Origin of the sequence: Pseudodesulfovibrio alkaliphilus (assembly GCF_009729555.1) — a bacterium.
Lineage (GTDB): Bacteria > Desulfobacterota > Desulfovibrionia > Desulfovibrionales > Desulfovibrionaceae > Pseudodesulfovibrio > Pseudodesulfovibrio alkaliphilus.
Genome location: NZ_WODC01000001.1, coordinates 127,023 through 153,690, shown reverse-complemented (window position 1 = coordinate 153,690; position 26,668 = coordinate 127,023). Strand labels below are relative to the sequence as shown.

At 62.6% G+C, this 26,668-nt stretch carries 26 protein-coding genes; 3 read left to right on the top strand and 23 right to left on the bottom strand.

What is annotated here, in order from left to right; all coding sequences use genetic code 11:
- Positions 1 to 21: 21 nt before the first annotated feature.
- Together mqnE and GKC30_RS00725 are read right to left on the bottom strand one after the other, a co-directional pair.
- Complete coding sequence (gene mqnE / locus GKC30_RS00730; RefSeq protein WP_155931537.1) at positions 22 to 1,116, bottom strand: aminofutalosine synthase MqnE; 1,095 nt, start codon at positions 1,114 to 1,116, stop codon at positions 22 to 24.
- Complete coding sequence (locus GKC30_RS00725; protein ID WP_155931535.1) at positions 1,107 to 1,778, bottom strand: TetR/AcrR family transcriptional regulator; 672 nt, start codon at positions 1,776 to 1,778, stop codon at positions 1,107 to 1,109. Before GKC30_RS00725 ends, mqnE begins: the two co-directional genes overlap by 10 nt.
- A gap of 122 nt (positions 1,779 to 1,900) precedes the next feature.
- Here GKC30_RS00725 and GKC30_RS00720 point away from each other — a divergent pair, with 122 nt between their 5' ends.
- Positions 1,901 to 2,776 (top strand): 1,4-dihydroxy-6-naphtoate synthase, encoded by an 876-nt coding sequence (locus tag GKC30_RS00720; protein WP_155931533.1) that lies wholly within the window; start codon positions 1,901 to 1,903, stop codon positions 2,774 to 2,776.
- Here the strand turns inward: GKC30_RS00720 and GKC30_RS00715 are convergent.
- The 7 genes from GKC30_RS00715 to GKC30_RS00685 all read right to left on the bottom strand — a co-directional run bounded on the left by GKC30_RS00715 (position 2,736) and on the right by GKC30_RS00685 (position 8,396).
- Positions 2,736 to 3,641, bottom strand: coding sequence for a DMT family transporter (locus GKC30_RS00715; RefSeq protein ID WP_155931531.1), 906 nt, complete (start codon positions 3,639 to 3,641; stop codon positions 2,736 to 2,738). The genes GKC30_RS00720 and GKC30_RS00715 overlap by 41 nt on opposite strands.
- Before the next feature lie 155 nt (positions 3,642 to 3,796).
- Positions 3,797 to 4,066, bottom strand: coding sequence for a hypothetical protein (locus GKC30_RS00710; RefSeq protein WP_155931529.1), 270 nt, complete (start codon positions 4,064 to 4,066; stop codon positions 3,797 to 3,799).
- Positions 4,067 to 4,160: 94 nt separating this feature from the next.
- Positions 4,161 to 4,718: a ribosome biogenesis factor YjgA gene (yjgA, locus tag GKC30_RS00705; RefSeq protein ID WP_155931527.1), complete on the bottom strand. Its 558-nt coding sequence runs from the start codon at positions 4,716 to 4,718 to the stop codon at positions 4,161 to 4,163.
- Between the two features lie 4 nt (positions 4,719 to 4,722).
- Positions 4,723 to 5,325 (bottom strand): ABC-type transport auxiliary lipoprotein family protein, encoded by a 603-nt coding sequence (locus GKC30_RS00700; protein ID WP_155931525.1) that lies wholly within the window; start codon positions 5,323 to 5,325, stop codon positions 4,723 to 4,725.
- 15 nt (positions 5,326 to 5,340) lie between these two features.
- The gene (locus GKC30_RS00695; protein WP_155931523.1) at positions 5,341 to 6,489 is read right to left on the bottom strand and encodes an MlaD family protein; all 1,149 of its coding nucleotides are present in this window, start codon (positions 6,487 to 6,489) and stop codon (positions 5,341 to 5,343) included.
- A gap of 9 nt (positions 6,490 to 6,498) precedes the next feature.
- Positions 6,499 to 7,293: an ABC transporter ATP-binding protein gene (locus GKC30_RS00690; protein ID WP_155931521.1), complete on the bottom strand. Its 795-nt coding sequence runs from the start codon at positions 7,291 to 7,293 to the stop codon at positions 6,499 to 6,501.
- A 14-nt stretch (positions 7,294 to 7,307) separates the two neighbouring features.
- Positions 7,308 to 8,396 (bottom strand): ABC transporter permease, encoded by a 1,089-nt coding sequence (locus tag GKC30_RS00685; protein WP_196772772.1) that lies wholly within the window; start codon positions 8,394 to 8,396, stop codon positions 7,308 to 7,310.
- A gap of 205 nt (positions 8,397 to 8,601) precedes the next feature.
- On the opposite strand from GKC30_RS00685, the gene GKC30_RS00680 reads away from it, so the two are divergent.
- Positions 8,602 to 9,075, top strand: coding sequence for an Lrp/AsnC family transcriptional regulator (locus GKC30_RS00680; RefSeq protein WP_155931519.1), 474 nt, complete (start codon positions 8,602 to 8,604; stop codon positions 9,073 to 9,075).
- 21 nt (positions 9,076 to 9,096) lie between these two features.
- A complete protein-coding gene (locus GKC30_RS00675; RefSeq protein ID WP_155931517.1) occupies positions 9,097 to 12,123 on the top strand; it encodes a proline dehydrogenase family protein in 3,027 nt (1,008 codons plus the stop codon).
- 76 nt (positions 12,124 to 12,199) lie between these two features.
- Here GKC30_RS00675 and GKC30_RS00670 read toward each other — a convergent pair whose 3' ends face one another.
- From GKC30_RS00670 to GKC30_RS00605, 14 genes are all read right to left on the bottom strand, one after another.
- Entirely contained in the window at positions 12,200 to 12,691 is a 492-nt protein-coding gene (locus GKC30_RS00670; RefSeq protein ID WP_367613900.1) for a GNAT family N-acetyltransferase, read from the bottom strand.
- Positions 12,692 to 12,698: 7 nt separating this feature from the next.
- Positions 12,699 to 14,624, bottom strand: coding sequence for an ATP-binding cassette domain-containing protein (locus tag GKC30_RS00665; protein WP_155931515.1), 1,926 nt, complete (start codon positions 14,622 to 14,624; stop codon positions 12,699 to 12,701).
- Positions 14,625 to 14,665: 41 nt separating this feature from the next.
- The gene (rpe, locus tag GKC30_RS00660; RefSeq protein ID WP_155931513.1) at positions 14,666 to 15,316 is read right to left on the bottom strand and encodes a ribulose-phosphate 3-epimerase; all 651 of its coding nucleotides are present in this window, start codon (positions 15,314 to 15,316) and stop codon (positions 14,666 to 14,668) included.
- Between the two features lie 94 nt (positions 15,317 to 15,410).
- Positions 15,411 to 15,746: a hypothetical protein gene (locus tag GKC30_RS00655; RefSeq protein WP_155931511.1), complete on the bottom strand. Its 336-nt coding sequence runs from the start codon at positions 15,744 to 15,746 to the stop codon at positions 15,411 to 15,413.
- A gap of 26 nt (positions 15,747 to 15,772) precedes the next feature.
- Positions 15,773 to 16,222, bottom strand: a complete 450-nt coding sequence (ahbA, locus tag GKC30_RS00650) for a siroheme decarboxylase subunit alpha (RefSeq protein ID WP_155931509.1) — start codon at positions 16,220 to 16,222, stop codon at positions 15,773 to 15,775.
- A gap of 172 nt (positions 16,223 to 16,394) precedes the next feature.
- Positions 16,395 to 17,522, bottom strand: a complete 1,128-nt coding sequence (locus GKC30_RS00645) for an SGNH/GDSL hydrolase family protein (RefSeq protein ID WP_155931507.1) — start codon at positions 17,520 to 17,522, stop codon at positions 16,395 to 16,397.
- A gap of 115 nt (positions 17,523 to 17,637) precedes the next feature.
- Positions 17,638 to 18,837: a heme b synthase gene (ahbD, locus tag GKC30_RS00640; RefSeq protein WP_155931505.1), complete on the bottom strand. Its 1,200-nt coding sequence runs from the start codon at positions 18,835 to 18,837 to the stop codon at positions 17,638 to 17,640.
- A 4-nt stretch (positions 18,838 to 18,841) separates the two neighbouring features.
- On the bottom strand, positions 18,842 to 19,822 hold the full coding sequence (hemB, locus tag GKC30_RS00635; protein ID WP_196772771.1) for a porphobilinogen synthase: 981 nt from the start codon (positions 19,820 to 19,822) through the stop codon (positions 18,842 to 18,844).
- Positions 19,823 to 20,031: 209 nt separating this feature from the next.
- The gene (gene ahbC, locus GKC30_RS00630) at positions 20,032 to 21,225 is read right to left on the bottom strand and encodes a 12,18-didecarboxysiroheme deacetylase (RefSeq protein ID WP_155931503.1); all 1,194 of its coding nucleotides are present in this window, start codon (positions 21,223 to 21,225) and stop codon (positions 20,032 to 20,034) included.
- A 150-nt stretch (positions 21,226 to 21,375) separates the two neighbouring features.
- On the bottom strand, positions 21,376 to 22,521 hold the full coding sequence (locus GKC30_RS00625; RefSeq protein WP_155931501.1) for an OmpA family protein: 1,146 nt from the start codon (positions 22,519 to 22,521) through the stop codon (positions 21,376 to 21,378).
- A 119-nt stretch (positions 22,522 to 22,640) separates the two neighbouring features.
- Positions 22,641 to 22,973 (bottom strand): hypothetical protein, encoded by a 333-nt coding sequence (locus GKC30_RS00620; RefSeq protein WP_367613899.1) that lies wholly within the window; start codon positions 22,971 to 22,973, stop codon positions 22,641 to 22,643.
- A gap of 9 nt (positions 22,974 to 22,982) precedes the next feature.
- Positions 22,983 to 24,209 (bottom strand): YIP1 family protein, encoded by a 1,227-nt coding sequence (locus GKC30_RS00615; RefSeq protein WP_155931499.1) that lies wholly within the window; start codon positions 24,207 to 24,209, stop codon positions 22,983 to 22,985.
- A 93-nt stretch (positions 24,210 to 24,302) separates the two neighbouring features.
- A complete protein-coding gene (locus tag GKC30_RS00610) occupies positions 24,303 to 25,517 on the bottom strand; it encodes a glycosyltransferase family protein (protein ID WP_155931497.1) in 1,215 nt (404 codons plus the stop codon).
- Positions 25,514 to 26,587 carry a glycosyltransferase family 4 protein gene (locus tag GKC30_RS00605; RefSeq protein WP_155931495.1) on the bottom strand — a complete coding sequence of 358 codons (1,074 nt, stop codon included), beginning with the start codon at positions 26,585 to 26,587 and terminating at the stop codon, positions 25,514 to 25,516. The genes GKC30_RS00610 and GKC30_RS00605 overlap by 4 nt, the downstream gene beginning before the upstream one ends.
- Positions 26,588 to 26,668: the final 81 nt, after the last annotated feature.

Sequence of the window (26,668 nt, the reverse complement as noted above, 5' to 3'; positions counted from 1 at the left end):
GATGGGGTGGCCGGGGGCACCCTATATCTCGTTGAAAAACGCGTCGCGTTCCACGGGAGTGCAGCCGCAGCCACGGATCATGGCTTCGAGCTCGGCGCGGGTCAGCCCTTGCTCGCTGTCGGCTCCGGCCTCGTGGCCGATCTTTTCCTCGACCACGGTGCCGTCGAAGTCGTCGGCCCCGAATTTGAGGGCGGCCTGGGCCTGCTTGACCCCGAGCATGACCCAGTAGGCCTTGATGTGCGGGATGTTGTCGAGCATCAGGCGGCTGACGGCGATGGTGCGCAACTCCTCGAGCCCGGTGAGGGGGTTGTCGATGGCCAGTCGGCTGTTTTCGGTGAGAAAGGGCAGGGGGATGAAGCAGGTGTAGCCGTGGCTTCGATCCTGGCTTTCACGCAGCCGGATAAGGTGGTCCAGGCGGTCGGCCCGGGATTCGACATGGCCGAAGAGCATGGTGCAGTTGGTCTTGATGCCCAGGCCGTGGGCCTCCTCGTGGATGGCCAGCCATTCGTCGGCCGTGGATTTGCGCGGGCAGATGCGCTGGCGCACGGCCGGGGCGAAGATCTCGGCCCCGCCGCCGGGGAGCATGCCCAGTCCGGCGGCCCGGAGGCGTTCCAGCACCTGGCGGGTGGTCATGCTTTCGATCCTGGCGAAATGGGCGATTTCCACTGCGGTGAAGCATTTGAGCACGGCCTCGGGCAGACGCTGGCGCAGGGTGCGCAGCAGGGTCTCGAAGTAGTCGAGGCCGAGGCCGGGGTGGCAGCCACCCACGATATGGATTTCACGCGGTGGCAGGGGCGAGGCGTCGATGCGGGTCAGCACTTCGTCCGGGGAGAGGACGAATCCGCCGGGCTGGCCCTCTTCGCGTTGATAGGCACAGAAGGCGCAGCCGTTGACGCAGATGTTGGTGTAGTTGATGTGGCGGTTGACCACGTAGAAGGCCTTGTGGCCGTGTAGCCGGGTGCGTACGCGCTGGGCCAGGGCGCCCACGGCCAGGGGCTCGGGACAGTCGAAGAGACGCATTCCGTCGTCAGGGGAAAGCCGCTCGCCCGCTTCGATCTTGGCGCGGATGTCGCCCAGGCCCATGTTCTTGAAGAAGTCGCTTTTTACTATCTGCATCGGTGTTCCTCGGAATTTGCAGAGTGGGCGCCGAGTCCGCGGCGCAGGAAATCGGCCACGGCCCTGGCCCTGGTCCGGGTGGTTTCCCGGTCCGGGATGTCTCCTCCGCCGGGGTTGAGGGCCGGGACGGCGCAGGACTGGAGAAAGCGGTCCATTACCGCGTCCAGATGGAGCGCAGCCATGCCCTGGTCTATGTCCGGGCGGAGTTGGCCCGTGGCGGCGGCGTTGGCCACCAGGGTGCGCAGATACTTGTCGGAGGCCGTGCGGATTTCGCCCAGAAAGGTGTCGCGCATGGGGAACCCCTGCTGGTAGACCATCTTGAGATAGATGCCGTAGACCAGAGGATGGGCGGTCACGAACTCGGCACCGGCCAACAGGGTCCGCTCGATGCGCTCGAAGAGATCTCCGCTTTCGTCGTCCCTGATGGCCTTGAGGGGCTTTTTGAACTCGGCTACGGTCTGACTGAAAAGGTACTCGAAGATGCCCTGTTTGGAGCCGAAATACTTGAAGAGCGACCCCTTGGCGATGCCCAGCCGCTGCACCATGCGGTTCACGCTTGCCTGGTGGTAGCCGTGCTCGGCAAATTCCCGCGTTGCCTCGGCCAGCACGCGCTCGCGTTTGTCGCCGGGAAGGTTTTCAAAGGTCCGGTTTCGGGATTCCATGTGTTCCTGCTTGCCCTTGCGGGTCGGGTCCGGTAGTGGTGACCAGGTGGTCACTCTGTGTATCCGTGCCCAGCTGGCCTGTCAACCTGATGAAACCGTGTAAGCGACCAAAGAGGACAAGGATGGCTGAAGCGCTCAAAATCGGTTATTCGCCGTGCCCCAACGACACTTTCATCTTTCATGCCCTGGCTGCCGGGATTGTCCCCTGGTCCGGCGGTTTGGAAGTCACCTTGGCGGACGTTGAGGAGCTCAACGCCATGGCTGCCGCCGGGCGGTTGGATGTGGTCAAGGTTTCGGCCGCGGCAGTGGCCGGGATTCTGGACGAGTATGTGCTGCTTCGGGCGGGCGGGGCCATGGGGCATGGCGTCGGCCCTGTGCTGGTGGGGCGCTGCGCCAAGGACGGTCTGGCCGCCCTGGACGGCGGACGGGTGGCCATTCCGGGTCGCATGACCACGGGTGCGCTGCTCTTTGGCCTGTGCTGCCGCGAGGCCGGGATTTCCGTCGAGGCCGTGCCCATGGTCTTTGACGAGGTCATGGACGCCGTGGCCGCCGGGCGGGTGGACGCCGGAGTGGTCATCCACGAGGGGCGTTTCACCTATGCGTCCAAGGGGCTTTTGCGCATCCTGGACCTGGGGGCGTGGTGGGAGGCGCATTCTGGGCTGCCCATTCCCCTGGGGGCCATCGCCATGCGCCGGTCTCTGGGCAGGGAGGCGGCCTTGTCCATGAACGAGGCGATCCGCGAGAGCCTGCTGGCCGCCCGGGCCAACCCGCAGAGAGCGTGGGAGTATGTCAAAACTCATGCCCAGGAGATGGATGACGCGGTCATCCACCGGCATATCGAGACATTCGTGACCGGCTACAGCCTGGACGTGGGTGAGGCCGGTGAACGGGCCATGAGCCGCCTTTTGGTCGAGGCAGCGCCTCGGGCGCGGCGGACCGGGCCTGACTCGGTGTTCATCACGCGGCCGAAGGAGCCGGGCGCTTGCGGTCCTGGCTGAGGAACACTCCGGCAAGGACCACAGCCGAGGCCGCGTACTGGAAGGGGGTCAGCAGTTCGCCCAGGAAGAACCAGCCGAAAACCAGGGTGATCACCGGGATCAGGTTGACAAATGCGGATGCCTGACTGGCCGGAATCTTGGACATGCCGAAGTTGTACGAGCCGTAGGCCAGGATGGTGACGAACACGCCAAGAAAGACAATGGAGCCGATGCCGACCGGATCCAAGGTGGCCGGAAGGGTCGTGGTGGGCAGAAAAAGCAGCGGAAAGTAGAAGATGGACCCGATGAACGCCTGGATCATGGTCAGGAACCAAGGGTTGTAGCGAGGGGTGAGGCCTTTGAGAGTGACCATGTAGCCGGTGGCGCAGACCATGGCCATGAATTCGAGGAAATTGCCAAGGGCAGGGTTGGGGGCGCTGATGCTGGGTTTTGCCGCCGCCGACAGCGCCACAGCGCCCGCGATGGCCAGAACAAAACCCGAGAGCGTCCGCCGCGAGATGCGCTCGCCCAGGTGGAAGCGCGCACCCACGGCCACCATGAGCGGCAGCAGGGCGCAGATCATGCCTGCCTGGGAGGCGTCGGTGTAGGTCAGGGCCATGGCCTCAAAGATGAAATAGAGCCCCGGTTCGCAAAAGCCCATGAACAGCAGCGGTTTCCAGTCTCCCGGGCGATAATCCACCGTACGGGCGAGATGCCTGGCGACAAGGAGGAAACAGAGCGAGGCCACGGCCATGCGCCCGAAAATGACCACCATGGGGTCGAACCGGGTGAAGGCGACCTTAAGCACCACGAACGAGCTGGCCCACAGGGTCACGCCGGTCAGCAGCGCCACGAACGCCAGCCCCTTGCCTTGCGTCAGCGTCATTGTTCCATCCTTTTCGCCAGTTTGTAGGGAGGTCTATCATCTGTCAGGCGGACTTGGGAACACAAACCGACATCATTTTTTGCCATAGCTGCCATCGGAAAAGACAAAGGCCCCGGTTCAGCGGGGCCTTTGTCTTCTTGCCGCAAAGAGCGGGGCTAGTGGGGGCAGACGGCCAGGACGTTGACCGGCTTGTAACCGTTGCCCGGGTCCAGGGCGTAGCGGCAGCCGAGGTGCGAGTCGTCGCGCTTGTGCTCAATGTTCTCCTCGGAGCCGAGGTAGAAGGGACAGTTGTTGTTATTGCAGATGAGGATGACCCCCCAGCCGGTTTCCGGCGGGGCGAGCCAGGGCTCCATGGCCCGGCCGCAGTGCGGGCAGTCGTGGTCCTCAAGCTCGGTGACGATGCCTGCATATTCGTGAATGACCATGATCTCTCCTTTGGGGTGCGTGTCAGGGGGACGTGTTGATGCTCAAGATAATCCCGCAACCGTCCGCGTCAAGGGTGCGGAAGGATATTGCCCGCTATTCCTGCCGTTCGGGCGCGGTCTCATCCGAAAGGTTTTCCGGTATGCCCTGCAACAACCGGAACAGGGCCCGGGCCGAGGTCGGCGGCTTGCCCGCGGTCTTTTCACGTCTGGCTGCCAGTACCAGCTGGCGCAGCCGCTGTCCCTCGCCGGGGTAGGCTGTGAAGAATTGCTGCACCAGCTCGTCGTCGCCGTCCACCATGCGGTCCCTGAGCCTCTCGGTGCGGTGGAAGGCGTCGGTGCGTACCGCGTGTCCCTGTCTGGCCGCTTCCACGATCTCGCGGATGCGCCCGGTATCGAAGGAGCGCATGAGTTTTCCAACGTACTGCAGGTGCCTGCGCCGCGCCTCGTGCTTGGTGAGGGTGCGGATGAGCAGCAGGGCGGCCTCCAGCTCCGGGGGCAGCCCTGCCTCGCGGACCACCTTGTCGCCCAGGGCGGCGAATTCCTCGCCGAGGCTTTGCAGTTCTGTGCTGTCGCGTTTGAGTTGCGACTTGCTCGGACCGTATTGCCGGTCGTTGAATTCCTCGGGATGATACAGGGGTTTTCGTTTGCCCATGGTTTCAATACTCCGCCTGCGCCAGATCAAGTTCAAGTTGGGTGAAGATGGCCCCGGCACCCTGGTTCAGCGCCTTGACCAGCTCGCCCGGGGTCGGCTGGGCCAGGGGAATGCGCTGGGCATAGTCGCCGGAAAAGAGGATGGCATTGTCCGGGGTGGATTCGTCCACCAGGAAGAACTGCATGGATATGACAGCTGCCGGTGGCGAGGCCGCGAAGTCTCCATACAGGGTGTTGACCACACCTTCAAGTGTCAGATGGGGCACGGCCAGGCTGCCTTGAGACACGACATGGGAGAACCGGCCCGAGGCAGCCAGCCAGTTGCGCAGCTCTGTGGAGAGCATGATGCCCGGCGTGATGAAATAGAGGTTGTAAAAGTCGGACTCCATGCGTCCGTCGGCCAGTTGGTAGACCATCTCCCGGGTGTTGTAGAGTTCCGAGACGGAAAGTCTGCGGACGCTGAGTACCGGACCGTCCTGGGCCGGAGGGACGACTTGTTCCCTGGCAAGGGCGATGCGGTAGTATCGCTTGTCGACGGGCTTGCCGCCGAGCTTGACGCAGGCTGTGCAGGCCAGGGCCAGGGCGATGAGCAGGATGATTTTTTTCATGGTCTCCGGGTCCGGTTAGTCGGTTTCAGGCCTGGCCTGTGTCGGCGGGTTGCCGAAGAGCATGCCAGAGGGATAGCGCTTGGCGTCGCGGGTGATCTCCCTGATGTTTTCCATGACCTCGCGGGTGTCGTCGATGATGGCGCGGATGCTGGCCTCCTCGCTGGCCGTCAGGGCGTTGAGCCGGTTGGTCAGGGCGTGGACCTTGGATACGGCGGCGGCCATGTCGCGAGAGGCGTTGCCTATGTTCTCAAGGGACGGCGCCAAGTGTTCCATGGCCTGATCCAGGCGCGGATCTGCCAGGGTGCGGGCCAGGGCGTCGGAAGCTTTGCGGAAGCTGGCCATGGCCGCCCGTGCGTCGTGGGCAGCGGCGATGACATCCCCCTCGGCACCCGCAACAATCCGGTCAATGCCCTCGACGGCTCTGGCGGTGGCCGGGATGATGCGCTTTGCGGCCGGGTCGGCCAGGAGCTGGTTAACCCTGGTCAGGGTGTCGCGTGTTTCGGCGAGGATGGAGAGGATGCGTTTTCCGGCCTCCTTGCCGTCCTCGGTCTGGATGAAGCTGTTGATGGTCGAGACGATGGACTTGATGTCCTTGATGATGGCGCCGATGTCTTCCTGGCTGAGGCCGCTCAAGGTTTTGCTGATGGAGGTGATGGCCGCCTCAATGCGGTTCATGGTGCTTTGGACGGCAGGAACGTAGTTGTTGGTCGGAATCCAGTCCACGGTTAGCGGCGCTTCGCCGTTCGAATCGTAGGTCAGGTTGAGGAAGAGCTGGCCGGTGAGCCCCAGCGAGGTGGGCCGTACGCGCAGTCCGTGGGCAACCTCCTGCTTGATGGTCTCGGCGAACTCCTGCTTGTCCAGGTCGCCGAACACGTCGTTGTCGATGTCGCAGATGACGTAGACGTAGCGGCGTTCGTCCAGGCTGGCATCGGGGTATGTGTTGAGTACGAAGTCGATGTCCGCCACGCGGCCGATGTTCACGCCGCGCAGCTTGACCGGCGAGCCCACCTCCAGGCCGTTGACCGATTCGTTGAAGTAGGTCTCGATGGTGAAGCTGGTGCTGAAGAAGCGGCCCGCGCCCAGGATGACGATGACCGCAAGCAACATCGCGGTGCCCACGATGATGAACGTGCCAAGCTTGAAATAGTCCTGCTTTCTGATCATCTGTTGTCCTTATCCTGCGGCGCAGTCGGCCTGGGAGCTTCCTGAGCCTTGTGAGGGCATGCGGTGGAAGAACCGCTTGACGTAGATGTTTTCCGAGGTGTCGCGCAGCACTCTGGGGTCGCCCTGGGCAACGATGGTTCTGACTTCCTTGTCAAGCATGATAACCCGATCGGCCGTTTTGTAAATGCTCGCCAGTTCGTGGGTGACGATGACAAAGGTGATGCCCAGCGCCTGTGACAGGCTGAGTATCAGTTCGTCAAGCTCGGCCGATGAGATGGGGTCGAGCCCGGCCCCGGGCTCGTCGAGAAAAAGGATGGTGGGGTCAAGGGCCATGGCCCTGGCGATGGCCGCACGCTTCTTCATGCCCCCGCTTAAGGCCGCAGGCAGTTTGTAGAGCGAGTTTTCCAGGTTGACCATGGCCAGCTTGGAACGGGCGACCATGACCATGGCCTCGTGCGGCAAATCCGTGAACTCCTCAAGCGGAAGCATGACATTCTGCAAAAGCGACATGGAGCCGAAGAGCGCACCCATCTGATACATGACCCCGAACCGGCGGATGATCGCATCGCGTTCGCGGCCGTTGGCCGCGACCAGGTCGCGTCCGTCGATGAGCACCTGCCCGGCCATGGGCTCATAAAGTCCGATCATGTTTTTGAGCAGGGTGCTCTTGCCGCAGCCGGAACCGCCGAGAATGACGAAAACCTCGCCGGGCATGATGTCGAAGCTGACATCCTCCACCACAACAGTGTCGTCGTAGCCGCAAGTGAGGTTGCGCACGCTGATGATGGGTTGCACTGCGGTCATGGGTTCCTCGCTGCCTATATCTTGAGGTAGTAGTAGGCCACGGCGAAGAGGCCGTCGGCAAAGGCGATGAAGATGATGCCCGTGACCACCGCACTTGTGGTGGAGAGGCCCACCGCGCTCGCCCCGCTGCGGGTCTGCATGCCGCGCAGGCAGCCCACCCCGGCCACCAGCACGGCGAAAACCAGGGCCTTGAGCATTCCCCCGAAGAAATCGCTGTATTGAACGTACTTGAAGACCCGGGAAGTGAATGTCACCAGCGGATACCCCAGGGAGAGCATGACGATGGCCCCGCCCACAAGGCTCGCCAGATTGAAGAAGATGGTCATCAGCGGCACCATGGCCAGGGACGACAGCAGCTTTGGCACCACCAGAAAGCGCATGGGGGAGAGCCCCATGGTGGTCAGGGCGTCGAGTTCCTCGTTGATCTTCATGGTGCCGATCTCGGCGGCAAAGGCCGAGCCCGAGCGCGCTGCCAGCAGGATGGCCGTCACCAGCGGCCCCATCTCGCGGAACATGACCAGCCCGAGCATGTTGGGCACGAAGATTTCACCTCCGAACCGCTGCAGGCTGATGGCCGACTGAAAGGACATGATAAGCCCCATCAAGAAACCGATGAGGGTGATGATGAACAGCGAGTCCACGCCCACCTGGACGCAGGAGAGCAGCACATCCTTCCAACGGATTCGCGAGGGGTGCGCGATGGCTCCGGCGATGATGACCGAAGCCTCGCCCACAAAGGTCACCATCTCCCGCGCCGCCCTCAGGGTATCGCCGGCCGCCATGCCCACGCGATGGGCCAGTCCGCGCCGCTCGGGAATCCGGGCGTCGGTCTCGTCCGGGCAGTGCCAGGTCAGATCCATGAGTCGGCTGTGCCTCGGGCCGAGGCCGGTCAGGGCCAGGGTGGCCCCTTGGGCCGACACCACTTCGCGCAGCTTGAGCAGCAGGGCCGCGCCAGAACCGTCCATGTATTCAATGGCCGAGCAGTCCGCCGCCAGCTCACGACCCGGAAGCCTTGCGGCAGCCTCCCTGGCCGTGGCGGCTGCCGCGTCCCAGACATGGGCCGTGCCCGGCGCATCAAGCCTGCCTCGGATGAGCAGCTGCATCGAACCGCCCTCCTGGTCGACGACGACCGAGGCACCCGGATGGTCTTTGGGCAACTGATGATGCGTCACGGCGGTTCCCTGGCTACGTTGGTGGAAAGCAGAAGATATACGAGCTCTTGGGAAATGAAAAGCCCGTGCGCTATTTCCTTTCGCTTGTTGCGCACCCTCTTGACAGGGCTTGGAAAGAATATTATTTTTTTTGACTATGAATAACAGAAAAATTGACGATCTCGATCTAAGAATCCTGAACATCCTTCAGGAGGACGGCAAGGTTTCCAATGCGGAAATAGCCCGCAAGGTCGGCAAGGCTCCGTCCGCCGTGCTTGAACGTGTGCGTAAGCTGCGCAAAAGCGGCGTGATCAAGGGCTACGAGTGCATCGTGGATCACAAGAAGCTCGGCCGCGGCCTGACCGCATTCACTTCCATCCGCGTCGAGGAGGGCGTGGGGGCCACCGAGGTGGGCGAAAAGCTCGCCCGTTTGCCCGAGGTCCTGGAGGTCCACTACACGGCCGGTCGGGACTCCTATCTGGTCAAGGTCCGGGTGGAGGATACCGAGGCCCTGCAGGCCACCCTGGCCAAGTTCGGCACCATCGGCGCGGTGCGCGATACCAATTCGACCATCGTTCTGACTACGGTAAAGGAATCCCGCGTGATCCCGCTTCCGGTGAACGAGGGCTAGACCCGATTCAAGGAGTTTCTGATGACAATCGACATATCCTTTCTGGACCCGAGAATCATCGCTCGGGGGCGGGAGTTCTTTTCGTCCATTTCCGGCGAGGCCCCTTCTGTCTTCAACAAGGGGTGGTGGACAGGCAAGGTCATGGACTGGGCCATGAAGAACGAGGACTTCAAGGTTCAGATGTTCCGTTTTGTCGATGTGCTGCCGTACCTGAACACCTCGGGATCGCTCTCGCGCCACATTGAGGAATATTTCGCGGGCGACGACTCCAACATCCCGGATGTGCTCAAGTGGGGGGCGACCAAGACCAAGCTGGGCGGCGGGTTGGTGGCCAAGGTGCTCAACATGACCATCCGCTCCAACATCGAGTCCATGGCCCGTCAGTTCATCATCGGCCAGACGGCCAAGGAGGCGGTCAAGGGCATCCGCAAGCTGCGCAAGGACGGCTTCGCCTTTGTCATCGACCTGCTGGGCGAGGCCACGGTCAGCGAGGCCGAATCCGCAGCCTACCGCGACGGCTATCTCGAAGTGCTCGACGCCATCCACAAGGAACTGGACAAATGGCCCGCCCTGGACAGCGCCAGCAACCTCGACTGGGACCACGCACCCCGGATCAATGTGGCGGTCAAGCCTTCGGCCTTCTACTCCCAATCCAAGCCTGTGGACATTGAGGGCACGGTCCGGGGCATGCTCGCCAACATTGAGCCGGTGTACCGCAAGGTCATGGATATGGGCGGTTTTCTGTGCATCGACATGGAGCAGCTCAAGTACAAGGACGCCACGGTGGAATTGTACAAGCAGTTGCGTACCAAGTATTCCGACTATCCGCACCTTGGCATTGTCTTCCAGACCTATCTGCGCAGCGTGGATGCCGATGTTGCCGACTTCCTGGCCTGGGCTCGCGAGGCCGGGCTGCCGGTCTCCATCCGTCTGGTCAAGGGCGCGTACTGGGACTACGAGACGGTCATGGCCAAGCAGAACGGCTGGCCCGTGCCCGTGTGGACCCACAAGCCCGAGTCCGACGCCGCCTTTGAGCGCGTGTCCAGGAGGATTCTCGAAAACAGCGACATCTGCCACTTTGCCTGCGCCTCGCACAACATCCGCACCATCTCGGCGGTCATGGAACTGGCCTCGGCCCTGAAGGTGCCCGAGGAGCGCTACGAGTTCCAGGTGCTCTACGGAATGGCCGAGCCGGTGCGCAAGGGCCTGAAGAACGTGGCCCGGCGGGTGCGCCTCTATTGCCCTTACGGCGACCTGTTGCCCGGCATGGCCTATCTGGTCCGGCGTCTGCTTGAAAACACAGCCAACGAATCGTTCCTCAAACAGACCTTTGCCGACGAGGCGGACATGGACAGGCTGCTGGAAAACCCCGAGATCACCCTGCACCGCCAGCTTGAGGGCAAGTGCAAGGCCGCCGAGCCCCGCAAGGATGATGCGGAGGGCGTCGGACGCTTCCGCAACTTCCCGGCCGTGGACTTCACCAGCGAAGCAGAGCGGCTGGCCTTCCCCGAGGCCATCGGGAGGCTGCGCCCGAGCCTTGGCGCCATGGTGCCTCTCTTTATCAACGGCCGCGACGTGGAGACGGGCGACATCCTCGAATCCTACAATCCGGCAGACCCTGCCGAGATCATCGGACGGGTCTGCCAGGCGGGCGTGGCCGAGGTTGACGAGGCCATCGAGGCCGCCTCTTCCGCCTATCTTTCCTGGCGCGACGTGGCGCCTGAGGAACGCGCCGCAGTGCTCCTGCGCGCTGCCGGATACCTCAAGGACAACATTCACGACTTCAGCGCCTTGCAGGTGCTTGAAGTGGGCAAGCAGTGGGATCAGGCCCATGCCGACGTGGCCGAGGCCATCGACTTCCTCGAATACTATGCCCGCGAGATGATCCGCCTTGGCAAGCCGAGGCGCATGGGGCAGGCTCCTGGCGAAATGAGCCAGCTTTTCTATCAGGGAAAGGGCGTGGCCGCTGTCATCGCGCCGTGGAACTTTCCGCTGGCCATCTCTGTGGGCATGGTCGCGGCGGCCATCGTCTGCGGTTGCCCGGTGGTCTACAAGCCGGCGGGCAGCTCTTCCTGCATTGGCCGGGGGCTGGTGGAGATGTGGAAGGCCGCCGGGCTGCCTGATGGCGTGTTTAACTACACTCCGGGGCGCGGTTCGGTCATCGGCGACCACCTGGTGGATCACCCGGCCGTGTCGGTCATCGCTTTCACCGGGTCCATGGAGGTTGGTCTGCGCATTCAGGAGCGAGCGGCCAAGGTGCAGCCCGGCCAGCAGCAGTGCAAGCGGGTCATCGCCGAGATGGGCGGCAAGAACGCCACCATCATCGATGACGACGCCGACCTCGACGAGGCCGTGCTCGGCGTGCTTTACGCCGCCTTCGGCTTCCAGGGCCAGAAATGCTCGGCCTGTTCACGGGTCATAGTGCTTGATGCCATCTATGACAAATTCGTGGCCCGGCTGACCGAGGCGGCCAATTCCGTCAGGCTCGGTCCGGCCGAAGACCCGGCCAACTACATGGGGCCGGTGGTGGACAGGAGCGCCCAGAAGAACGTGCTGCGCTATGTGGAAATAGCCGGGCAGGAGGGCAATGTGCTGGTCCGGCGCGAGGTTTCCGACGAACTGAAGGCCGGAGGCGGTTGCTATGTGCCGCTGACCATCGTGGATGGCATCAACCGGGAACACCGCATTGCCCAGGAAGAGGTCTTCGGCCCGGTCCTGGCTGTGATGCGCGCCCGGGATATGAGCGAGGCCCTTGACATTGCCAACTCCACCCGCTTCGCTCTGACCGGGGCGATCTATTCGCGCAGCCCGGCCAATCTTGAGCGGGCCTACCGTGAATTCCGGGTGGGCAACCTGTATCTGAACAAACCCAGCGTAGGCGCTTTGGTCGAGCGCCACGCCTTTGGCGGTTTCAAGATGTCCGGCGTGGGCTCCAAGTCCGGCGGGCCGGACTATCTGCTCCAGTTCCTCGATCCGCGTTTGGTCTGCGAGAATACCATGCGCCGCGGCTTCGCCCCCATTGAGGAAGACGACGACTGGTTGAGTTGAGCCATCACCAAAAGCCAAACAAAGGCCGGGTCGGAATCATCCGGCCCGGCCTTCTTGCGTGTTGTCGAAAGACGCCTTACAGCGTCAGGCTCATGACGTGCCAGGTGGCGCCGCCGTGGGTGGAGGTGGACAGGCCGCCGTCGGTGAAGCCGCGGCGCTCGTAATAGGGCACGATGTCCGGTTTGCACAGGAGCATGACCTTGTGCTTGCCCATGTCGCGGGCATGGTCGACGAAGCTTTCGAGGAGCCGGGTTGCGATGCCCTGGTTGCGGTATTCGGGCAGCACCGAGAGGGAGAAGATGACGATGTTCTCGCCGTCCGGGTCGTGCCCAACCAGCTGCTTGAATTCCGCGTCCGATATGTCGTTCTTGCTGGTGGAGCCGCTATTGATCTGGCCGACCACCCGGTTTCCCGTCTCGGCCACGAGATAGCCCTCGGGATAGGTCTCGATGCGGGTGCGCAGGGCCGAGGTCCAGGCCGCCTCCAGCGGCGGGAAAGACCGCGCCTCAATGGTGTGGCAGGCGGTCAGGTCGTCGGGCTCGACCATTCGTATGGTGATATTGTTCACGGGCGTTTCAGTCCAGTTGGACGCCCTCAAGGGCGGCTTCGAGTTCTTCCCAAGTGCCATACGCATTTTCCAGCTCCTGTTCAATGGCTTCCAGCCGCGTCTGGTCCGCGGCCATGGTTTCGCCCGGCGTCTTGTAATAGTCCGGCTCCGACATTCTTGCCTGGAGCGTGGTCTGTTCCGACTCCAGCGTCTCTATGCGAGCAGGCAGCCCTTTGAGGGCTTCCCGCTTCTGCTCCAGATCATATTTATCCCTGTAGCTCAGTTTTTTTCGGGTTGCCGTGCGGGACGTTTGCTCCTTGGCGCGGCAGGTTTTTTCCGGTTGGGCGGGGGAGGCGGGCCTTTGACGCAGCCAGTCGTCGTAGCCGCCCACGTACTCGGCCACCACCCCGTGGGCCTCAAAGGCGATGGTCGAGGTGACCACGTTGTTGAGAAATTCGCGGTCGTGGCTGACCAGCAACAGGGTGCCAGGGTAGTCCATGAGCAGCTCCTCGAGCAGGTCCAGGGTCTCGGCGTCCAGATCGTTGGTGGGCTCGTCCATGACCAGCACGTTGGAAGGGCGCATGAAGAGTTTGGCCAGCAACAGCCTGTTGCGCTCGCCGCCCGAGAGGACCGAGACCGGCACCCTGGCCCGGTCGGGCGGAAAGAGAAAATCCTTGAGATACCCCATGACGTGCTTGCGGCGGCCACCGATGTCGATGAAATCATTGCCGTCGGCCACGTTATCGCGGGCCGATTTGGCTTCGTCGAGCTGATCGCGCAACTGGTCGAAATACACCACCTGGAGATTGACGCCATGTCGGACGCTTCCGGTCTGCGGGGCGATCTCTCCCAGCAGCAGTTTGAGCAGGGTGGTCTTGCCCGCGCCGTTGGGACCGATGAGCCCCACCTTGTCGCCACGTATGATGGTGGTGGAAAATCCGCCGATCAGGGGGGTGTCGCCGAAGCCGAAACACAGGTCCGTGGCTTCGATGACCAACTTGCCCGTGCGTTCTGCTTCCTGGATGACCATCCTGGCCGTTCCCCCGCGTTCGCGCCGGGCGCGGCGTTCCTCGCGCAGCTTGATCAGCTCGCGCACCCTGCCCATATTCCGGGTTCGCCGCGCCTTGATGCCCTGGCGAATCCACGCCTCCTCCTCGGCCAGTTTGCGGTCGAAGTTGTGGTTTTGCTTCGCCTCGGCAGCCAGATCCGCCTCCTTGCGCTCGACATAGGTGGCGTAGTCGCACTCCCAGCTGTAAAGATTGCCCCGGTCCAGTTCCACGATGCGCGTGGCCAGCCGCCTGAGGAAGGCCCGGTCGTGGGTGACGAAGAGCAGGGCCGCGTTCTGGCGCAGCAGGAAATCCTCAAGCCAGGTGATGGATTCGATGTCCAGATGGTTGGTAGGCTCGTCGAGGATGAGCAGGTCGGGTTGGCTGACCAGGGCTCGGGCGAGCAGTGTGCGCCGTTTCATGCCTCCCGAAAGCGAAGCGAACGGCGCGTCGCCGTCCAGCTTGAGGTGCGAGAGAGCTGCCTGGATGGTCTGATGATGGGGCCATCCCCCGGCGTCTTCCAGGGAATGCTGGGCGTGTTCCAGCCGTGCCACCAGCGCGGTCTGGTCCCCGTCAGCCATGGCCAGTTGGTTGGCGGCCTGATGATAGGCGCTCAGGTGTGCGCCGATCTTGCCCAGCCCGTCGGCCACGATGTCGTAGATTCGCCCGTCGAGATCGCCGGGTACCTCCTGGGGCAGCATGGCCACCCGTGCTCCCCGGGCGTAATCAACGCTCCCGTCGTCCGGCGTCAGTGTGCCGTGGATGACCGAGAGCAGCGTGGACTTGCCTTCGCCGTTGCGGCCCAGCAGGCAGACGCGCTCGCCCGGCTCGATACGCAGGGATACGCCGTCAAGCAATACCGTCCCGGTGAAGTTGACGTGTATGTCGCGGAGGTTGACGACGGCCATGGGGGGTCTGCCCGTGAGAGGGTCTGCGCGGGCCGGGGCGGCTAGGCGCAGGCGTCCTGAAAGGCCCGATGCCGCGCATCGTAGGGCGGATGGCCGAAGAAGGCCGAGCCTGAAACGAGCACGTCGGCTCCGGCCTCGACCAAGGCGCGGGCGTTGTCGAGCGTCACGCCACCGTCCACCTGGATGAGCGTGTCGCTTCCGGCGGCGGTGATCATGGCCCTGAGTTCGCGGATCTTGTCCATGCAGAAGGGGATGAAGGCCTGGCCGCCGAATCCCGGATTGACCGACATGATCAGGACCATGGAGAGCTGGGGGATGAGATAGCGCAGGACATTGAGCGGGGTGTGCGGATTGAGGGCCACGGCAGGCTTGGCCCCGGTCTCGGCGATCTGGGAGCAGACGCGCTCCAGGTGGTCGCATGCCTCGGCGTGGACGCAGATGAGATCGGCACCGGCCTCGGCGAAGTCGCGGACGTAGCGCCCCGGCTCGCGGATCATCAGATGACAGTCGAAAAACAGGTCGGATCTGGCTCGCATGGCCTTGATGATCGGCGGCCCGAAGGTGATGTTGGGCACGAACTGGCCGTCCATGACATCCAGGTGGACCCATGCCAGGCCTGCCTGTTTCAGGGCCGTCAGCTCCGATTCCATGTTGGCGAAGTCCGAGGACAGCATGGATGGGGAAAGGATCATCTCGCTCGCTCCGGGTAGGAATTGTCTGCTGGGAGAGGTGTACCCGCTCCGCCTCGGATGCGCAAGCTCTTCGGGCGACTCCGGCCCGTCGCGCTCATCTGCGTCTGGGGTGGACGGTGATGAGCTTGTCGGCGGCAAGGCCCAGAAGGCCGCCAAGGACCAGAGAGGTCAGCAGCAGAGGGGGCACGGCCGAGGCCATTGTCTCTGCGGCGAGGAGCGCGAAGGGGATGCCCGTGAGCAGACCGATGACCAGCCCGGTGAACCAGCCCGAAAGCGGCATGCGGGCATAGGTGATGAGGATTCCAAGGCCCACCCAGCGCAACAGGGTTGCCGTGCACAGGTGCCATCCCGCCCCCTGGAAGACCAGTGGGATCACATCGATGATTCCGGCGGCGGTGCCGAGGAGCAGGGCCTTGATGAAGATGTCCATGCTCTCCGCTATTGCCCGAGTCGGGCCTACTTGTCCATCTTGAAATCGACCTTGATCTTGAAAAGGCGGCTGGCGGGCAGGTTGAGCACCTTGATGCCCGTGGCCTCGGTGATGGAGGCGAGGATGGCTTCCACCGCGTCCATGTCTGGGGCGATGAGCGCGAACCAGACGTTGAACTCGTTCTCGCGCAGATAGTTGTGTGTCACGCCGTCGTGCCTGTTGACCTCGGCTACGAAGTCGTCGAGCTTGTCCTCGGGAACTGAGGCCGCGCACAACGTGGATTGCCAGCCCAGGGCCTGGGAGGTGAAGTTGGCCCCCATCCTGCGGATGAGCCCGGATTCCTTCATGGCCCGCACCCGCGCCAGCACCTCTTCCCCGCTCAATCCCACCTGCCTGCCGACCTCGTCATAAGGCCGCGAAACCAGGGGGAAATGGGACTGGATGATGTCGAGTATCTGCTTGTCGTAGGTGTCCATGGGGTTTGCCTCCTGCGGGTTGTCTCGGTGAACATCGCGAAGATGTCTCGGTGAAACGCCCGACTATGATCATTCCTTGCTTGACTGTGCCTATCGTGTCAAAAGACGGCGCATTCTCCTCAGGAATGTCCTGCGCCTGTTTGGCAGGCATTTTGGAGCCGTGCCTGTCCAATCATTGTTGCTGTGGATTTGCAGTTTCGCCAGTCAGGGCTTGCGCCATTGTCGATCCCAGAAGTTCATAGCCAGCCCGGTTGAAATGGTTCCAATCTCTGGGGCCATGAAGAAACTGTGACCGGGCCGCATCGCGGACGGTTTGCGCGAAGTCGATGAAAGTGTAGCCGCGTTGCGAAGAAAGTCGTTTGACGAGCTTTTCAACTTTTCTTGAAACTTCCATCCTCGCGTTACGGTTGGCGTCCAGCAGCGCGTAAGTGGTCAGGGGCGAGGGAATATACACGACGAACTTTCGTGCGTCAGGCCACACCTCGGCGAGACGGAACAGGGCTCTGTCGAAAAGTCGGCAGCCGTCATTGATTTGTTCCTGAGTGAACATGGTCAATTCGGATTCCAAGGCATCCGGGAGTTGATGTGTCTCGTCTGAGATGGTGGCTTCGTACTTTGTTCCACGCGGAGCGATCTGTCGATTCCGTGTCGCGGCATAGAACATCCCTTCGATAAAGCGGCTAACCAGATTGCCCACCAAAAATTTATCCTGTAATCTTGGCAGATTGCCTTGGCAGTGCGTCGCATCCATCCGCTCGGCAAAGAGGTCAAAGCTGTCGTCGTCGTATAAGTGCACCGGATCATGGCTCGGTTTGAAGTGGCGCTCCAGAAACTGCAGGTTGTCCGAAATATCGTTTCCTTCATAGAAGTAGACGATAACGGTTTCCGGACTTGCAAAATGGAACTTGGCGCTGTTCAGATACCGCCAAGTGTTGACGGCGTAGATGGCGGCACCGTCGAAATTCCCGGCTCCGGCGCGGGAAAAGGAGACTACGTCCCGCCCTGTGAGATCGTGCAAGACGTGAGTTGCCTGATAGCGAGAGTTGGGGTTGTAGCCTTCCTCAATGAACCAGTCTCCCTGGCCGGCGCCATAGGAGTCGCCGATGACGGCAATGTACGGACCGATCGGTACGTTGTCCCGCTTTGATGTTTGTCCGATGGTTCTGAGTTCCCTGCATTCGTTGTTGAAGAGGGTCATGGGGAGGTGGGGCATGACGAGTCGAAAGAGGAACTCCATCAAGCCGTAGGCAATCAGGAAACTGACAAGGACAAGGGTGGTATTGAGAAAAAATCTTTTCATTATTGAGATGTTGGGCAGTGTCAAGAGGTTGCATCCGGTGGTTTTCCAGTCGGACTGAAGGCATGCGTAACGAATCCAGCCCCGTGGATGCTATTTCCCTTAGCCGCCGAAGACATTATTTTTTCTCTTTCTTTCTCGGCTCGTAGGAGCACAGCGGCTCCTCGCGCAGATAGTGGCCCTTCATGGTCTGGGCGCGGGCGCGGCAGCCGCCGCAGACGCGCTCGTATTCGCAGTGGCCGCACTTGCCCTCGTACACCTCCGGGTTGCGGAGATTGAGGAACTGGGGCGAAGACTTCCAGATGTCCGGGAAGGGGATGTTGCGGACGTTGCCGCAGTCGAGTTCGAGGTAGCCGCAGGGCTGTACTTGTCCCCGGTGGGAGATGAAGCAGAAGCCCACGCCGCCGAGGCACCCCCGGCTCACGGCGTCGAGGCCGAAGGTCTCGAAGTTGACCGGGATGCCTTCCTCCCTGGCCCGCTGCCGCAGGATGCGATGGTAGTGGGGGGCGCAGGTGGCCTTGAGCTGCATGTCCGTGGTCTTGCGAAAATCGTAGAACCAGTTGAGCACGTCCTCGTACTCGTCGGCGGTGATGACCTCGGTGCCCAGCTCCACGGCGCGGCCTGTGGGCACGAGCAGGAAGATGTGCCAGGCAGAGGCGCCGATGCGTTCGCACAGATTGAAGATGTCCTTGAACAGGTGGAGGTTGTTCTTGGTCACCGTGGTGTTGATCTGGAATTCGATGCCCGTGTCCTTGAGGTGCTGGATGCCGCGCATGGAGGCGTCAAAAGCGCCCAGTTCACCACGGAACTCATCATGCTGGGCGGCCTCGGGCGCGTCGATGGAGATGGAGCAGCGTTCAATGCCCGCCTCTTTCATCATCCGCGCAGTCTCGGGCGTGATCAGGGTGCCGTTGGGGGCCATGACGCAGCGCAGTCCCTTGGCCTTGGCGTAGGCGATGAGCTCGTACACGTCGTGGCGCATCATGGGTTCGCCGCCGGTGAAGATGATGATGGGGCTGCCTACGGCCGGGAAGGTGTCGATCAACGCCTTGGCCTCGGCTGTGGACAGTTCGCCTTCATAGGGCTCTGGATGCGCCTCGGCCCGGCAGTGCTTGCAGGCGAGGTTGCAGGAGCGGGTCACTTCCCAGGCGATGAGTCGGCAGATGGGCGTGACGCCGTCGTCGAGGAACCGCTTGGGGGCTGTCTCGGCCCCGGGGTGGACTCCGGGAAGTCCCTTTGCGCTGTGGTGCGAGCCGGGCATGGAACCGGGGTGTCCTTCGGGCGGGCAGCCGCCGGGGTGTCCTTGATGTTTGGTCATCGTTTTATTTGAGTTCCTTGAGTACGTCTTCCGTGAAATAGGTGAGGATGAGGTCGGCCCCGGCGCGTTTGAAGGCCACCAGGGATTCCATGACTACGGCCCGCTCGTCGATCCAGCCGTTGAGGGCCGCGGCCTTGATCATGGCGTATTCGCCGCTGACCTGATAGGCGGCCACAGGGGCGTCAAAGGCGTCGCGCACTTGGCGGATGACATCGAGATAGGGCAGTCCGGGCTTGACCATGAGAATGTCCGCGCCCTCGGCCAAATCGGCGGCCGCCTCGCGCATGGCCTCGCGGCCATTTGGCGGGTCCATCTGATAGGTCTTGCGGTCGCCGAACTGCGGGGTGGACTCGGCGGCCTCGCGAAAGGGGCCGTAAAAGGCCGAGGCATACTTGACCGCGTAGGACATGATGGGCGTGTCCACAAAGCCCGCTTCGTCCAGGGCGGCCCGGATGGCGGTCACCCGGCCGTCCATCATGTCGGACGGGGCGACCATGTCGGCCCCGGCGCGGGCCTGGGCCACGGCGGCCCTGGCCAGCAGGTTGAGCGTGGGGTCGTTGAGCACCTCGCCGTTTTTGACCAGTCCGCAGTGGCCGTGGGAGGTGTATTCGCACAGACAGGTGTCGGCCACAACGATCAGCTGGGGCCATCGCTCCTTGAGCAGACGGATGGCCTGCTGGACGATGCCCGTGTCGGCGTATGCCTGGGAGCCGGTCTCGTCCTTGGTCGCCGGGATGCCGAAGAGGATGCAGGATCGAAGGCCGAGGGTCACGGCCTCGCCCACCTTCTTTTCCAGCTGCCTGAGGGAGAGCTGATATTGGCCGGGCATGGACGAGATTTCCTTCATGAAGGACTCGTCGTCGGTCTCGACCACGAAGTAGGGCATGATCAGATCCTGGGGTCTGATCTCATGCTCGCGTACCATCTCGCGCAGGGCCAGGCTGGACCTCAGTCTGCGTCCGCGATGGAAATCCAAAGGAATCATGGCATTCTCCCGCGTAAAAAACTCGGTAATTCTTCTACAACATCCAAGCCCGCCCGACAATGCCGTCCATTCCGCTCACCTTCTCCTCTCCCCCCGAAGCGGCTCCAAAAAGTTGGGGCAAAAGGGGATGGGGGTCCGGGGGAAGTGGGAAAAACCCTTTGAAAAGGGTTCTTTTCCCCTTCCCCCGACGGCCGGAGGCATCCTCCCCCCTACAGCTTCTCGCCGCTGATTTCCTCGTCGGTGAGGTAGCAGGCCGGATCTTGCGCCCAGAAGTCGTCATACCATGCCTCGGCCCGGGCGCGGAAGTTGCCGCCGCAGATATTGAGGAAGCGGCACTTGGCGCAGCGACCCTTGACGTGGGGGCGCTTGTCCTTGAGCTTCTGGAGCAGTTCGATGTTCGGGTCGGTCCAGATCTCGGAGAAGGGGCGTTCAAGCACGTTGCCAAAGGTGATGTGGCGCATGAACTGGTCGGCGTGGACCTGACCGTCCCAGGAGATGCAGCCGATGCCGCGACCCGAGGAGTTGCCCTCGTTCATCTTGAGCAGTTCGAGTACTTCGGCGGCGCGGGCCGGGTCTTCCTTGAGCATGCGAAAGTAAAGGTAGGGGCCGTCGGCGTGGTTGTCCACGGTCAGGACTTCCTTGGGCTTGCCCTTGTCGAAGAGGGCGCGGGTGCGGTCCATGATCAGGTCCACCACCTGCCGGGTTTCGGCGTGGTCCAGGTCTTCCTTCATCAGGTCCGAGCCTCGCCCGGAATAGACGAGGTGGTAGAAACAGATGCGCGGCACCTCAAGCTGCTCAATGAGGTCGAAGAGGTGGGGGATTTCCTGGGAGTTGCGCTTGTTGATGGTAAAGCGCAGACCAACTTTGAGCCCCTCGGCCTGACAGTTTTCCACGCCCTTGAGGGCCTGTCTGTAGGAGCCTTTGATGCCTCGGAACTTGTCGTGGACAGCCTCGGCGCCGTCAAGGGAGATGCCCACATAGGAGAGACCCACCTCCTTGAGTTCCCTGGCCTTGTTTTTGGTGATGAGAGTGCCGTTGGTGGAGATGACGGCCCGCATGCCCTGGCCGGTGGCGTATTTGGCCAGCTCCACCAAGTCCTCGCGCACCAGCGGCTCGCCGCCGGAAAAGAGCATGACCGGCGCACCGAACTGGGCGAGGTCGTCGATGATTTCCTTGGCCTTGTTTGTGGAGATGGGGTCGGCGTGGCTGCTCGGATCAACCGCGTGGGCGTAGCAGTGGACACATTTGAGATTGCACCGCTGGGTCATGTTCCAGACCACCACGGGTTTTTTGTCCTTGGAGAATTGGAGCAGATGGGAGGGCAGCTGCCCGGATTCGCGGCCATAGCGCAGGGCGTCGGACGGCTCCACGGCACCGCAATAGAGCTTGGAAATGCCTATCATGTGAATGTAACCTCTCTGATGAAGTGAAGCTGTCAGGTAGCACACATTGTCGACGCTGTAAAAGCGCAAAAAAGGGGAGTTTCGCACTCCCCTTTCCCGTGTCGCCTCAGTATGTAAGAATTGTTCTCGAAATGTCAAGGCGTTGGTTTGCTACTCGGCAAGCCGGACTTCCACGCGCCGGTTCTTGCGCATGTCTTCGGCCGTGGAGCCGGTGGCGATGGGCCGGGTCTTGCCGTAACCCGCGGTTTCGATCTGGCTCGGTGCCACGCCCCATTTGTTGACGAGATACGTCTTGACCGCTTCGGCGCGGCGCTTGGACAGGGCGAGGTTGTAGTTCTCGTCGCCGCGTGAATCGGTGTGGCCGCCGACGATGATTTTGCGGCCGCGCAGGTCGTCGGCGTTAAGGGCTTCGCCCAGGGCATCGAGAAGCGGGTAGGATTCCGGGCGGATGGTGTCCTTGTTGAAATCGAACTGGATGTCGAGATTGACACCGTTGACGTGGGGTCTTGTATCCTCGGGATGTCCTGCGGCCGTGGCGACGGGCGCTGGCTTGCGCACAACGGGTTCGGGGGGCAGGTCGGCCTCGCCGCCTGTGGCCGACGCGGAGGCGGGCGGCGTGCCGGTGAGACTTGCCGTCACGTCGCGGGCGTTGCCGGCAAAGGCGAAGTCGGCGTCCGGCGAGGGCAGCCACGCCTTGAGCGGGATGGCCATGTCCGAGGCGATGGATCGGATGATCATGTCAAAGGGGGCGTCGGTCATGCGGAATTCGTGTCGGAAGTATATGTAGTCCTTGGGCAGTTTGCTTTCGATGCGGCCGGACTGGAGCATGGTCCAGACCAGGGTTCCGCTGGCCGTCTCGTAGATGTCGATCTGGATGGTGATGGCCGTGTCATCCAAGGTGTGCCCGGCATAGAAGTAGGGCACATACCCCACGATGGTCAGGTCTGCGCCGCGCATCCTGGCCTGACGCAGGGCGGTGTTCACTCCCTGGTAGGTGTTTTCCGGCCTGAACTCCATGGTGGAGAAAAGCCGCTCCTCGAGCCATACGTTGTTGAATATCCTGGCAAAGGAGACGGAAAGCTGGGCGTAGTCGCTGTTTTCCTGTTGGATGATGAAGGGGTGGAAGTAGGCGGTCAAAGGTCTGTACTGGCGACCCTTGGGGTGGACCGCCACCTGGAGCGGCGATTTTCTGACAGTGGGATCGCTGTAGACCCTGGTCTGGTCAGTGATGGACGGATCTATGTGCCCGCAGGAGATCAAGGCAAACAACAGCCCGAAAACAATAGTTTTTTTCATGGCACACACCGGATTGTGGTTGCGGCGTCCACGGGGAGACAGGCCCCAGCGGCAAGGCTCCCCGGTCCTTTGGGAGGGGAGCTAGCAAAGAGCATGCCGCTTGAGGCTCGGTGTCTGCGCTATTGGATTCGCTCTGTGGGCGAGGGGCTGGACTCGATGGATTCGAGGAGTTGCTCGCGTGATTCGAGCAGTCCCTGGCGCAGGAGCAGCCGCTTGCCCGGTGAGAGGCGGCGGAATTCGGGTCGGTCGGCCAGTTCCGTGAGCCGGTCCATCTCGGTCATGATATTTCGGATCAAGGCCCTGACATCCTTGCCTCGGGGGCCGAGCTGGGCGGCAAGCATGGCCAGATCGCGGATTTCCCGCGCCATTTTCTGGATGGTGCGTGGATCTATCTCCCGAGCGAGCTTGCGCCGTGCCCGCCAAGCCTCGATGGTGTCGCGCAACCAGCCCACGGCGTTTTCCTAGATGGTCGCCAACTGGCTGTAGTAGGCCATGATTCCGCCGATGAGGCCCAGCAGAAGGGGGATGAGGGCCACGGGCACCACCTTGGAATAACTGGCCTTGTGGATGTATTTGAGGCCGATGATGGTCAGGATGAGCACCCAGACGGCAACGATGCCCATCCAGCCTATCTCCACCTGCATTCCGGGCATGGGGAAGACGCCCAGGATGAGCGGGGCGTTGGCGTAGGCCAGGGCGCGGAATGTGCCTTCGAAGCCTTGGCTGTCGGCCCGCATCGCGATCATCAGCAGATGGTAGACGCCCGTGATGGCGAACTGCCCGGCCGCGATGATGGCGGGCATGAACAGCAGCATCATCAGTGCCTCGGCCGCGCCGCCTCCGGCTTCGGGCGAGGCCGCTCCCATGGAGGTGGACAGTCCGGCCGCCTGCCAGAAGTATTGCGCCAGTCCCTGGATCATGGTCACCAGGATGGTGAAGGTCAAGGGTTTGGCCAGTCCGCCGCCCACCGGCATGACCGCGAAGAAGAGGCGGGGTGTGCGCAGGATCAGTTTGACGGTCAGGAACAGGCCGGGGAAGAATCCGTAGCGGTCGAGCTGTTCGAAAGGCGGAGGCACCTGGGGGCCGGCCTCGCCCATTGTTTCGTCGACGCTGTGGTCAGTCGGGTTATCGTCCATGGGGTCCGGGAAAGATTCGTTGAATTCGCCGGTCCAGCCCGGAATAGGCTCGGGGCCGGAGTTGGCCTGTTCCGGTTGGTCCCTGTCGGAGCGGTGTCCTGTCCGGGGTGGCCGCATGTCGTTGAGCCGGTTCCAGAGTGCGTCGTCTTCGGCGTCGGCATTGTCCCTGGCTGGCCGTTCGTGCTTTTCCTGTCCTGCCGTGTCGTCGTCCCCGGGCAGGCCGGGGAAGGCGTCTTCGGGTTCGACCCTTGGCATGGATTGCGGTTCATCCCTTGGCGCGGGGTCCATTTCGATCCCGTTGGCCGGTTCCATGTCCGCGTCATGGCCGCTGTCGGTCTCGCGGTGTAGGGTTTCCCGTTTGTCGCTGGCCAGGGCCGCGTCATCCTGACGGGAGGGCTCCGGGTTTTCCAGCGCGAAATCCTCCTCGTCCGGGAGGTCGCGGAATTTGAATTTGGTCTGACACTTGGGACAGGTGGCGATCTGGGAACGGGCCGGGATTTTCGACTCGTCAACCTCGCGGCTGAACTGGCAGTGCGGGCAAAGTATTTCCATCGTCGTTCCTTGAATGACGTTTTGGTTCAAGCTGCATGCTCGTATCCATTTTATATGGAAGAATCAAGCGATGCGCAACGCGTTGCGCCGGGCTCAGGCCGGGTTGTCCTCCAGCAGCAGGGTCTGCAATGCGCCCGAGATGAAGGCCGCCTCGGGAAACAGGGTGCGCGGCAGATGGGGGTATTCGCTGTTCAGTCGATGGACCGGGCCGCCTGCCTGACGGAAGCGCTCAAGCTTGGCTGCCAGTTGTTCCGGGGTCTTGCGTATCCGGCTCAGGTGCAGGATGGGCGCGTCCAGGGCCAGGGCGGTGCGGCCCGAGATGCCGCACAGGCGCTCGTGAACAGGTCGCTCGAAGCGCAAACCGGGGCGGTTTCTGAACAGCCGCAACTGAAGATCGGGCCACAGGCCGAAGCCAACCTTGCAGCGGCTCTCGTCGGGATACAGGGTCATGCGCGGAAAATAGCATGCTTCAAGGCGTTTGATGAGCATGAGCGCGGTGAACAGGCTCCAGACATCCTGGCTGAAGCACTCGTCGCCGTCAAGGTAGAGAACCCAGTCGCCCGAGCAGTGAGCAAGCATGTGGTTGCGCTGGGTGGCGAAATCGTCCAGGGGGCGGGCCAGATGACGCATCGGAGCGGCGCAGGCGTAGGCGCGGTCCGGGATATTTTCTGCGTCCCATATCACCACCACCTCGCGAACCCAGTCTGGAAACTGGCCGAAGAAGTCGTCAAGTCCGGGCTCGTCCGGGCTGAGGATTACGCCCACGCTCAAGTCCGGTGCCTGAACCGCCACATGGCTGAGCAGGGCGCTGTTGAGGGCCTGATGCGGCCGGGCGCTGACAAAGAGGCGTTGCAGGGACTGGAGCCGTGCCCGGTCCGTGGCTTCCAGGTCCGGGGTCAGGGCTGTGGCGCTGTTTTGGGCGTTGGCACCCGAGAGAGCCAGCAGACACAGCTGCGCCCAGGGCGAGGCGTCGGCGATGACGCAGGCCCGTTCCGAGCTGTCGCGCCAGTCCGGGTTGGCGTCCAGAAAGGCGCGGGCCGCGTCCGGGTCCATCTCGCAGACGGTCAGGGCCATGGTTTCAGGCATGGCGGCCTTGAGGGCTGCGGGGATGGCGCCCGAGCCGAGACCCAGCAGCACGAGGCGATCCGCGCCGCTTTTTTCGGCCAGCCGGAGGGTGCGCCGGACAAAGGCGGCGATGTCCTCGTCCGAGGGTTTGGCGGGGCGTGGTATCGGGGTGGCGGAGGGCGGCGCCCCAAGAGCGAAGTCGAGTACCGCGTCGGTGTATGTGGCGAGGAGGGAGACGCTCATGATGGTATTCCTTTGCGGGCGAGCAAGTCCTGGTACAGGGTTTCGAGTCGTGCCGTCACCGTCTGCGCCCTGCAGAGGGCGGCGATTTTTTCGCGTCCGGCCCGTCCCATGCGCTGCGCCTCCTCCGGGTGGGTGAGGAGGCGGATTACCGCTTTGGCGTATTCTGTGGCGTTGCTGGCCACCAGTCCGGTGACGCCGTGTTCCACCAGTTCGAGCTGGGCGTTGTCGCGCATGCCGGGGCAGGGGTGGGTGACTACGGGTAGGCCGCAGGCCATGGCCTCGGCAATGACCAGCCCGAAGGACTCGCCGGTATCGTTGGCGTGGGCCAGCAGGGAGACCGGGGCGAGAAAGGCGGCGATGTCGGTGTCCGAGGCCAGGGTGTCGTGAAAGACCATGTGACGATCAAGGCCCTTTGTCCGGGCAAAGTTCACGGCATCGGGGATGGCCCCGACGATATGGTAGCGAAAGTTCGGGATGGCCCGGACCACTTCGGGGACGAAATCCAGCGCCAACCGCGACCATTTGCCCGGATCGGGCCGCGAGACGCGTGCCGCCGCCATGGCGGTGAAATCGCGCTTTGAAGGCGACGCGGCATTGAGGGTGTCGGTGTCCACGGGGTTGGGCAGGACCGAGTACCGATGTGCGGTCGGTGAAATGCCCGTGTGCCGGGCATAGCGTTCAAGGCAGAAGCGCGAAACGAACAGGGTGTGGTCGATGACTTCCGCAGAAGAGCTGGGGTCGTGCCTGCCAAAGACATTGGTTTCCACCACAACGGGCACTCTGGCCAGGCGGATTGTCCGCAGGGTGTGCGTTTCGGGCCAGCCTGCGCGGTGGATGTGTACGATGGCCGGTTTGAGCCGCTGGAGTTCGGTCAGCAGGTCGCCGCCGATGAATGTCTTGACGCCCAGAGCCCTGATCTGGCGGGCACGCGGGCCGTCCTGGGGAGAAAAGACGGCGGGTTGGAAGCGGTTCTTGTCCAGGTGGGCAAGGAAAAGCTGCATGGCCTTTTCAGTCCCGCCGAGCCCGAGGGTGTTGACGATGTGCAGAACGCGGACAGGGGAATGGGGCATGGCCGGAAAGTGACACAAGGCGTCTGTCTTGTAAACACGGCGCATGGGGCGACGTAAGTCCGGCCCCTCCAAGGGGCCGGA

Bases quoted from the DNA above. Each gene is read 5' to 3' on its own strand.
- GKC30_RS00690 (WP_155931521.1), bottom strand. From the start codon at position 7,293: ATGACCGCAGTGCAACCCATCATCAGCGTGCGCAACCTCACTTGCGGC.
- mqnE (WP_155931537.1), bottom strand. From the start codon at position 1,116: ATGCAGATAGTAAAAAGCGACTTCTTCAAGAACATGGGCCTGGGCGAC.
- GKC30_RS00685 (WP_196772772.1), bottom strand. From the start codon at position 8,396: ATGCAGCTGCTCATCCGAGGCAGGCTTGATGCGCCGGGCACGGCCCAT.
- GKC30_RS00680 (WP_155931519.1), top strand. From the start codon at position 8,602: ATGAATAACAGAAAAATTGACGATCTCGATCTAAGAATCCTGAACATC.
- rpe (WP_155931513.1), bottom strand. From the start codon at position 15,316: ATGATCCTTTCCCCATCCATGCTGTCCTCGGACTTCGCCAACATGGAA.
- GKC30_RS00605 (WP_155931495.1), bottom strand. From the start codon at position 26,587: ATGCCCCATTCCCCTGTCCGCGTTCTGCACATCGTCAACACCCTCGGG.
- GKC30_RS00710 (WP_155931529.1), bottom strand. From the start codon at position 4,066: ATGGTCATTCACGAATATGCAGGCATCGTCACCGAGCTTGAGGACCAC.
- GKC30_RS00655 (WP_155931511.1), bottom strand. From the start codon at position 15,746: ATGGACATCTTCATCAAGGCCCTGCTCCTCGGCACCGCCGCCGGAATC.
- GKC30_RS00645 (WP_155931507.1), bottom strand. From the start codon at position 17,522: ATGAAAAGATTTTTTCTCAATACCACCCTTGTCCTTGTCAGTTTCCTG.
- GKC30_RS00625 (WP_155931501.1), bottom strand. From the start codon at position 22,521: ATGAAAAAAACTATTGTTTTCGGGCTGTTGTTTGCCTTGATCTCCTGC.
- GKC30_RS00695 (WP_155931523.1), bottom strand. From the start codon at position 6,489: ATGATCAGAAAGCAGGACTATTTCAAGCTTGGCACGTTCATCATCGTG.
- GKC30_RS00720 (WP_155931533.1), top strand. From the start codon at position 1,901: ATGGCTGAAGCGCTCAAAATCGGTTATTCGCCGTGCCCCAACGACACT.
- ahbA (WP_155931509.1), bottom strand. From the start codon at position 16,222: ATGGACACCTACGACAAGCAGATACTCGACATCATCCAGTCCCATTTC.
- ahbD (WP_155931505.1), bottom strand. From the start codon at position 18,837: ATGACCAAACATCAAGGACACCCCGGCGGCTGCCCGCCCGAAGGACAC.
- hemB (WP_196772771.1), bottom strand. From the start codon at position 19,822: ATGATTCCTTTGGATTTCCATCGCGGACGCAGACTGAGGTCCAGCCTG.
- GKC30_RS00700 (WP_155931525.1), bottom strand. From the start codon at position 5,325: ATGAAAAAAATCATCCTGCTCATCGCCCTGGCCCTGGCCTGCACAGCC.
- yjgA (WP_155931527.1), bottom strand. From the start codon at position 4,718: ATGGGCAAACGAAAACCCCTGTATCATCCCGAGGAATTCAACGACCGG.
- GKC30_RS00610 (WP_155931497.1), bottom strand. From the start codon at position 25,517: ATGAGCGTCTCCCTCCTCGCCACATACACCGACGCGGTACTCGACTTC.
- GKC30_RS00675 (WP_155931517.1), top strand. From the start codon at position 9,097: ATGACAATCGACATATCCTTTCTGGACCCGAGAATCATCGCTCGGGGG.
- GKC30_RS00665 (WP_155931515.1), bottom strand. From the start codon at position 14,624: ATGGCCGTCGTCAACCTCCGCGACATACACGTCAACTTCACCGGGACG.
- GKC30_RS00725 (WP_155931535.1), bottom strand. From the start codon at position 1,778: ATGGAATCCCGAAACCGGACCTTTGAAAACCTTCCCGGCGACAAACGC.
- GKC30_RS00715 (WP_155931531.1), bottom strand. From the start codon at position 3,641: ATGACGCTGACGCAAGGCAAGGGGCTGGCGTTCGTGGCGCTGCTGACC.
- ahbC (WP_155931503.1), bottom strand. From the start codon at position 21,225: ATGATAGGCATTTCCAAGCTCTATTGCGGTGCCGTGGAGCCGTCCGAC.
- GKC30_RS00615 (WP_155931499.1), bottom strand. From the start codon at position 24,209: ATGGAAATACTTTGCCCGCACTGCCAGTTCAGCCGCGAGGTTGACGAG.